This is a genomic window from Pyramidobacter sp. CG50-2, from assembly GCF_003612005.1.
GTDB lineage: Bacteria > Synergistota > Synergistia > Synergistales > Dethiosulfovibrionaceae > Pyramidobacter.
Window position 1 is genome coordinate 1 of the sequence record NZ_RAWT01000081.1, and the last position, 6,124, is coordinate 6,124.

The 6,124-nt window shown below is 58.9% G+C and carries 6 protein-coding genes; 3 read left to right on the forward strand and 3 right to left on the reverse strand.

Going from position 1 to position 6,124, the window contains the following annotated elements; genetic code table 11:
* Positions 1-197 (reverse strand): helix-turn-helix domain-containing protein (locus tag D7D26_RS11630; protein ID WP_147413073.1); only part of this gene is annotated, 197 nt, incomplete at its 3' end.
* Between the two features lie 264 nt (positions 198-461).
* On the opposite strand from D7D26_RS11630, the gene D7D26_RS11635 reads away from it, so the two are divergent.
* From D7D26_RS11635 to D7D26_RS11645, 3 genes are all read left to right on the forward strand, one after another.
* Positions 462-2,243, forward strand: coding sequence for a DEAD/DEAH box helicase (locus D7D26_RS11635; protein ID WP_233543567.1), 1,782 nt, complete (start codon positions 462-464; stop codon positions 2,241-2,243).
* 177 nt (positions 2,244-2,420) lie between these two features.
* Positions 2,421-2,789, forward strand: coding sequence for a molecular chaperone DnaJ (locus D7D26_RS11640; protein ID WP_120373155.1), 369 nt, complete (start codon positions 2,421-2,423; stop codon positions 2,787-2,789).
* Positions 2,790-3,153: 364 nt separating this feature from the next.
* Positions 3,154-4,146: an HAD family hydrolase gene (locus tag D7D26_RS11645; RefSeq protein WP_120373156.1), complete on the forward strand. Its 993-nt coding sequence runs from the start codon at positions 3,154-3,156 to the stop codon at positions 4,144-4,146.
* A 52-nt stretch (positions 4,147-4,198) separates the two neighbouring features.
* Here the strand turns inward: D7D26_RS11645 and D7D26_RS11650 are convergent, their stop codons facing one another.
* Both D7D26_RS11650 and D7D26_RS11655 read right to left on the reverse strand, forming a co-directional pair.
* A complete protein-coding gene (locus D7D26_RS11650; protein ID WP_120373157.1) occupies positions 4,199-4,978 on the reverse strand; it encodes a YdcF family protein in 780 nt (259 codons plus the stop codon).
* Positions 4,975-5,658, reverse strand: coding sequence for a GntR family transcriptional regulator (locus tag D7D26_RS11655; RefSeq protein WP_317540216.1), 684 nt, complete (start codon positions 5,656-5,658; stop codon positions 4,975-4,977). Before D7D26_RS11655 ends, D7D26_RS11650 begins: the two co-directional genes overlap by 4 nt.
* Positions 5,659-6,124 lie beyond the last annotated feature (466 nt).

Genomic DNA, 6,124 nt, shown 5'->3' on the forward strand with positions numbered 1-6,124 from the left:
AAGACAGTCTCTGCATGTTTTCTGATCTCTCTGGAGATCGTACTCGGCGACTTCAGAACTGTTGAGGCAATACTTCTAAGAGATTCTCGCCGGTTGAGGGCGCTTTCAATGGCTTTTCTTTCAGCCAGAGTCAAATGTTTGTTCATGATGATGAACTCCTTTCCGAGATCTGTTGTCTCGTAAGAAAGTTCTTTCATCAATTCAGACTAAATGCAAGCTTCTTTTAATTCAGATTTAATGCAACGGGGTACCAGATGTTGCGTTGCATTTACCTTGAAGAATTTCATTTAGCTTATGGTCGCCATCGATTTTCCTCCAGGCATTGACAAACACGCATGAAACGATCATAATTGTTTCCTTTGACGCGATTTCAGCGTCATGATTCAGGGATGAAACGCCAAGGGCGGCTCGCGGTGGGCGGTCCTTTGGGAATCCCTTGCGATTCTGGGAGGAATTACGAAGTGACCGCAGCAAGTTTTAGAGATTTCAATCTGCCCGAGAGTTTTCTCGCCGCTCTCGATCAACGAGGCTTTACGACGCCGACGCCGGTTCAGGCGCAGGTGCTGTCGCAGCCCAATCTGGACACGGACATGGTCGTGCAGGCGCGCACGGGTTCCGGCAAGACGCTGGCTTTTCTTCTGCCGCTGCTGAACGAACTCGAAGGCGGCGGCAAAAAGCCCCGCCTGCTGGTGCTCTCGCCGACGCGCGAGCTGGCCATGCAGAACGCCGGCGAATCGGAATTTTTAGGCCACATCAGAGGCATCGCCACGGCAAGCATCGTCGGCGGCATGAGCATGGAGCACCAGATCTTCCAGCTCCGGCGCGGCGCCTCGGTTGTCGTCGGCACGCCGGGACGCGTCCTCGATCATATCCGCCGCGGCACGCTCGACCTGAGCGAGATCGAAACGCTGGTTCTCGACGAGGGCGACAACATGCTCGACATGGGGTTCCGCGACGAGCTGGAAGCGATCCTCGAAGCCGCCGTGAACCGCAAAAAGACCTGGCTTTTCTCGGCGACGATGCCCGACTCGGTGTTTTCGCTCTGCAAGCGCTATCTCAAGGAGCCGTTGCGGCTGGAACTGAACCACGAGGAGGAGCAGCACGAAGACATCGTGCACCGCGTGTATCTGGTGCCTTCGCGTCAGCGCATGGAAGCGCTGGTCAACATCCTGCTGTGGGAGAAGCCGGCGCTCTGCCTGATATTCTGCCATACCAAGACCGATACGGGAGAAGTGGCGGGGCGTCTTCAGGAAGAAGGCCTGATGGCTCTGGCCCTGAACGGCGACATGACGCAGCGCGAACGCAGCAACGCCTTGGAATCTTTCCGCACCGGGCGCATCCCCATTCTGGTCGCCACCAACGTGGCCGCCCGCGGGCTGGACGTGCAGGGCGTCAGCCACGTGATCCAGCTGGGCCTTCCCGACAGCATGGAGACCTTCGTGCACCGCTCCGGACGCACCGGGCGGGCCGGTCACGAAGGCAGCAACCTGTTGCTGCTGACGCCGCAGGAATCGGGACGCTTCAAGTTCATGATCCGCAGCTCCGAGATGAAGGTCGAATGGCTGAAAGTCCCCGACATTCAGGAGATCAGCGTCATTCAGCGCGAACGCCGCGAAGAATCGCTGCTGGAGCTCGTTCCCGCGCCGGAGATCCGCGCCTGGGCCGAGTCGCTCCTCGAACGCAGCGACGACGCCGCGGATCTGGCGGCCAAGCTGCTGTCGGTCGTGGTCAAGGACATCCCCACGGGTTACTCCCTGAGGGATTCGCTCCAGCGCGAGCTCGACCAGCGCCGCGAGCGCGCCGCCGCGCGCCGTGAAGGCCGCGTCGGTTCCCGCTTCGACGGCGAACGGCGCGGCATCGGCACGGAACGCGCGCGCTTTCGCGGGCAAGGCCTTTCCATCCGCATCGCCAAGGGACGGAACGACCAGGAATGGTCCGTGGGGCGGATCTTGGGCGCGCTGTGCGCGGCGCTCGGCGTCAGCCGCGACGAGATCGGCAACATCAAAATGCGCGACTCGCACACCGAGGTGGAGCTGAGTCCCGCGGCGATCGCCAGCCTCGACGACGGCGGACGGCGGCGGCTGATCGACCGCGGCTTGATCTCCGGAGGCTCCGGCGAACCCCAGCCCCGCTTGGGCGGCCCGCGCCGCGAGCGCCGCTTCGATCGTTCCGGCGAACGTCTCGGCAAAAGGAATTTCGAGCGCGCTTCGGAGCGCCGTCCTCGATACGGGCGCGACGCCTAAACAAAAGCGCAGGAGCCGTTTTGCTTTTTAGAGCGAAAACGGCTCCTGTTTGTTTCTCCCGTTTTGATTTTCAGCGCCCCAAGCGAGTATAATGGACGGGAATTATGAAGAAGAAGCGGCGCGATCGTCACGTTTCCGCCGACGGGAGCGTACATTTTTCGAGAAGGAGTTTTTTCCATGGAATTCGATCCGGAAACTATGAAAATTCACATCTGCAAAAAATGCAAGGGATTGGGATTTGGCATCGACCTGAAGGGCAACCGCTTCAATTGTTCCGAGTGCAACGGAACGGGGCGCGTTCTCGTCAAGACGCTCAAGGAGGAGTTCACGCTCGACAGTCTGAGCGAGAATCTCTCTTTCGACAAGGAAACGATGAAAGTCCGCGTCTGCAAATCCTGCGGCGGCCTGGGCAGCATCAATTACGGCGTCGAAGAGCGCGAATGCGAGGACTGCCACGGCACGGGACGGATCATCGAACAGAAGATCCTTACGGAATACCAGCTGCATCACGTCGACGGGATCGCCGCCGCCGAAGAGAAAGCATGAACGTTCGGGGAGCCGTTTTGCTTTAAACCGCGAAAAAATGCGAAAGACGACGCCCAACCGCTAAAAACAGCTTGCTTTGTTCACAAGCTGTGCTATACTTTTCGTAATGATAAAGTCTACCTGCGGTGTTCGTGATCTTGGCTTTCGTCTTGAGCCAACACCTGTCGTCCGGTGAAGAGAGGCTGCGGCCGTCGTGGCGGTCGGGCAATCTTCCATTTCTAGCGGAACGGGTCAAGACTGCCGCGACACGGCACTGTGGGCCCAGTTTATCGAAAAAGAGAGAACTCTCAGGGGGTTCCCTCTTTTTTTGTATCCAGCGCCGACGGAACATAAAATCTTTTCGATACAAACAGGAAGTGAGACAATGAGTTCCCCCTATATCCATCTCGATCAAATCCGCGGGGTCGTTTTCGACTGGGACGGCGTCATTGCCGAGAGCAGGCTCGATTTCGCCCCGATCCGGGAAAAATACTTCGGCGGACGGCGCGTTCCTCTGCTGGAGACGGCGGCGGAGATGCGCGAGCCTCTCAGAACCGAGCTCATGAACGCCATCAGGGACGAAGAGATGCGAGGCGCCGCACGTTCCGCCGCGGTCGCCGGCGCTTTCGATCTCGTCAGCCTGCTCGACGGACGCCGCATTCCTTGGTGCGTCGTGTCGCGAAACTGCCGCGAATCCATCGAACGCGCCGCCCAAAGCATTGGCTTCAGGCTGCCGCCGCAGACCTTCGGGCGCGAAGCTCGCCACGTCAAACCGGATCCGCGAGCGCTGACCGACGCGGCAGCGTCCATCGGCGTGCCCGCTTCCCAGTGCCTCGTCGTCGGCGACTACCTTTACGAGCTGCTTGCAGCGCGGCGTGCCGGCATGCGCTGCGTTCTCGTGAACAACTGCTCCGATCCCGAATGCGCCGCACTGGCCGACGCGACTTTCGCCACAATGCACGCTCTCGCCAGGGGCTTGGTCGAGGCACAGGCTCTTGTGCCATGGGAATACCGCCGGTTCGTGCGGGATAACGGTCGGCGGGCGCTCGAAAGGATGCACGGACAGTCCGTTCATGTCGACGTTTTCCTCTCGCCGCGCTGTTTGTCTCTGCTGGGAGATTTGGCCGCGGCGGGGCTCGGAGAGATCACCGTAAACGCCGGCCGCACCGTGAGCCCCGCAGAGCTGGAGGGGCACCCCCTGCTCAGTCCTCTTTGGCTGGGAATGCCTGTCGTGCAGGCGTTAATCTCGATATTTGCCGTTCATTACCCGCTGCTGCACGTTGCCGCGGGGCAGGCGGGGCGTCCGCTCTCTTCCGTTGTCAGCGCCCAAAATTTCGCGGCGGAAATCTCCCGCGGCTCATCGGCGGGCTCACCATAAAAAAAGCGGGAAGTTTGCGTCGTCGAAACAACGCGGCGCAAACTTCCCGCTTTTATTGATCCTGTTTCTCATAGCGTGAACGGAACCAGTCCCTCAGAAGCGCCAGCGTTTCGCGCCAGGCCATCGAGGTCAGCTCCAGGCCCCGGCAGGTCGGCACGAAGTTCACCGGGCGCCAGGGCACGTTCCGCACGAGGCTGGGCGCAGGCGAAGGGACGACCTCGAAATCAGGCATGAATTTTTTCGCCCAGCGCAGAGCCCGCGCCATATGAAAACGGTCCGTGACGAGAAAGACCTGCGGGCGCGGACGCTCGTCGGGATACAGCCTTCGCAAAAAAACGGCGCTCTCGCGCAGATTGCCCTCGGTATTCAAGGAACGAGTTTCCAGAAGCACTTTTTCCCGAGGCGGCGAATCCCGCAGCCATCGCGCCATCAACGGCGACTCGATGCCCGAAAGCAGGAGCTTCGCGTCTCCGCAGCGCGATAAAATTTCTCTCGCTGTCCGCAGACGCCGCTGCGAAGAAACGGAGGGCTGATACGTCTGTCCTTCGGCGACCGCGCCGCCGCCGAGCACAAGCACGACGGCCGAACGGCCGCCGCTCCCTTCCTTTGCTTCCGGCGTCAGAGCTTCCAAAAAGGCAAGCATCTTTTTGCCGCAGAAATCAGTGCACAAAAAAGCGAAAAGCAGCGTCAGCAGCCCCCACAGGACGCGCCGCTTTGCGCGCCCCTCCGCCGCCGGGATCAGAAGCAAAAAGAACGACGCCGCCAGGAACAGTCCCAGCGGCGACAGCAGGGCAATGATCAGCGTCGACTGAAAGAAAGACCACTGACTCATGGGCGGAGCGGAAGACGTTCGGAAGTATGCGTGTTCAAGTAAGCCTCGAGGCGCGCCCGGCTCATGCGTATGTGAGCCCTCATGGCCTCGCGCACCCTTCTCTCGTCGCGGTCCAGAAGCGCTTCGATGATCTCCACATGCCCCTCGGCAAGATGCCTGATGTACTCGGTGTCGCCCAGCGAATACGGACGATACAGGTTGATCACATCCACCAGCTCCTGCAGCGAATTCATCAGGAAACGGTTGCCGGACGACTGATACAGGAAAGCGTGGAAACGGCGGTCCTCTTCCAAATACTTTTGCGGATCCGTATCGTTGCCCATGTGTTTGAAAATTTCGAGAAACTCTTTCAGCTCCTTTTCCGGAGGGTTCACCGACACCAGCGCCGCCGCGAACATTTCCAAGTCCTCGCGCAGCTCGTAGAGCGCCCCCGCGTCGCTGATCGACGGCAGGGAGACGTAGGCCCCCTTGCGCGGCGTCAGCGTCACCAGCGAAGTCTTCGCCAGCTGACGGATCGCTTCGCGCACCGGCGTTCGCGACACGGCCATTTTTTCCGCCAGCTCGACTTCGGAAAGTTTTTCCCCCGGCTTGATGATACCGCTCACAATAGCCTGCTTGATCTTCTCGTAAACGATCTGACGAAGATCCATGTTCTTCGCCGGATGAAGCGGATTATACATGATCATCACCCCATCATATAGAAGCAACGCTTTGCAACCTTTATTTATGATTATACAAAAAACATTGAGCCGCCGCAATCATGAAATCTGCACGAAGTCACGTTGAAAACGCGGCGTTTTCCTGATAATACTATTTCTTAATTAAAAGGCCGAACGCGAGGGCGCTGCGGGAGAGATTCACAAAGCGAGCTGCGCAGACCGCGCAGCGGTCGAGGGAGTCCCGAGCGACTGAACTCCTCCGCAGCGCCCGGGAAACTATGTTAATACTTTCCATCAAGAATTAGGGCTTGTTTAAAAAACGTCAAAGTTGCCTAAATCGATCCAATCGCTTAAACTTTTCTCATGGAAGAGAGAAGATATGAACTGACCTCCAGCGAGTGGAATCGAACCAAGAGAATGCTGCCGCCCGAACACCCGAAATCAGGTCAACGTGGACGCCCGGCAAAATACGATAACCGCAGGATCA

Coding starts and splice junctions, on each gene's coding strand:
- D7D26_RS11640 (WP_120373155.1), top strand. CDS start 2,421: ATGGAATTCGATCCGGAAACTATGAAAATTCACATCTGCAAAAAATGC.
- D7D26_RS11645 (WP_120373156.1), top strand. CDS start 3,154: ATGAGTTCCCCCTATATCCATCTCGATCAAATCCGCGGGGTCGTTTTC.
- D7D26_RS11650 (WP_120373157.1), bottom strand. CDS start 4,978: ATGAGTCAGTGGTCTTTCTTTCAGTCGACGCTGATCATTGCCCTGCTG.
- D7D26_RS11655 (WP_317540216.1), bottom strand. CDS start 5,658: ATGTATAATCCGCTTCATCCGGCGAAGAACATGGATCTTCGTCAGATC.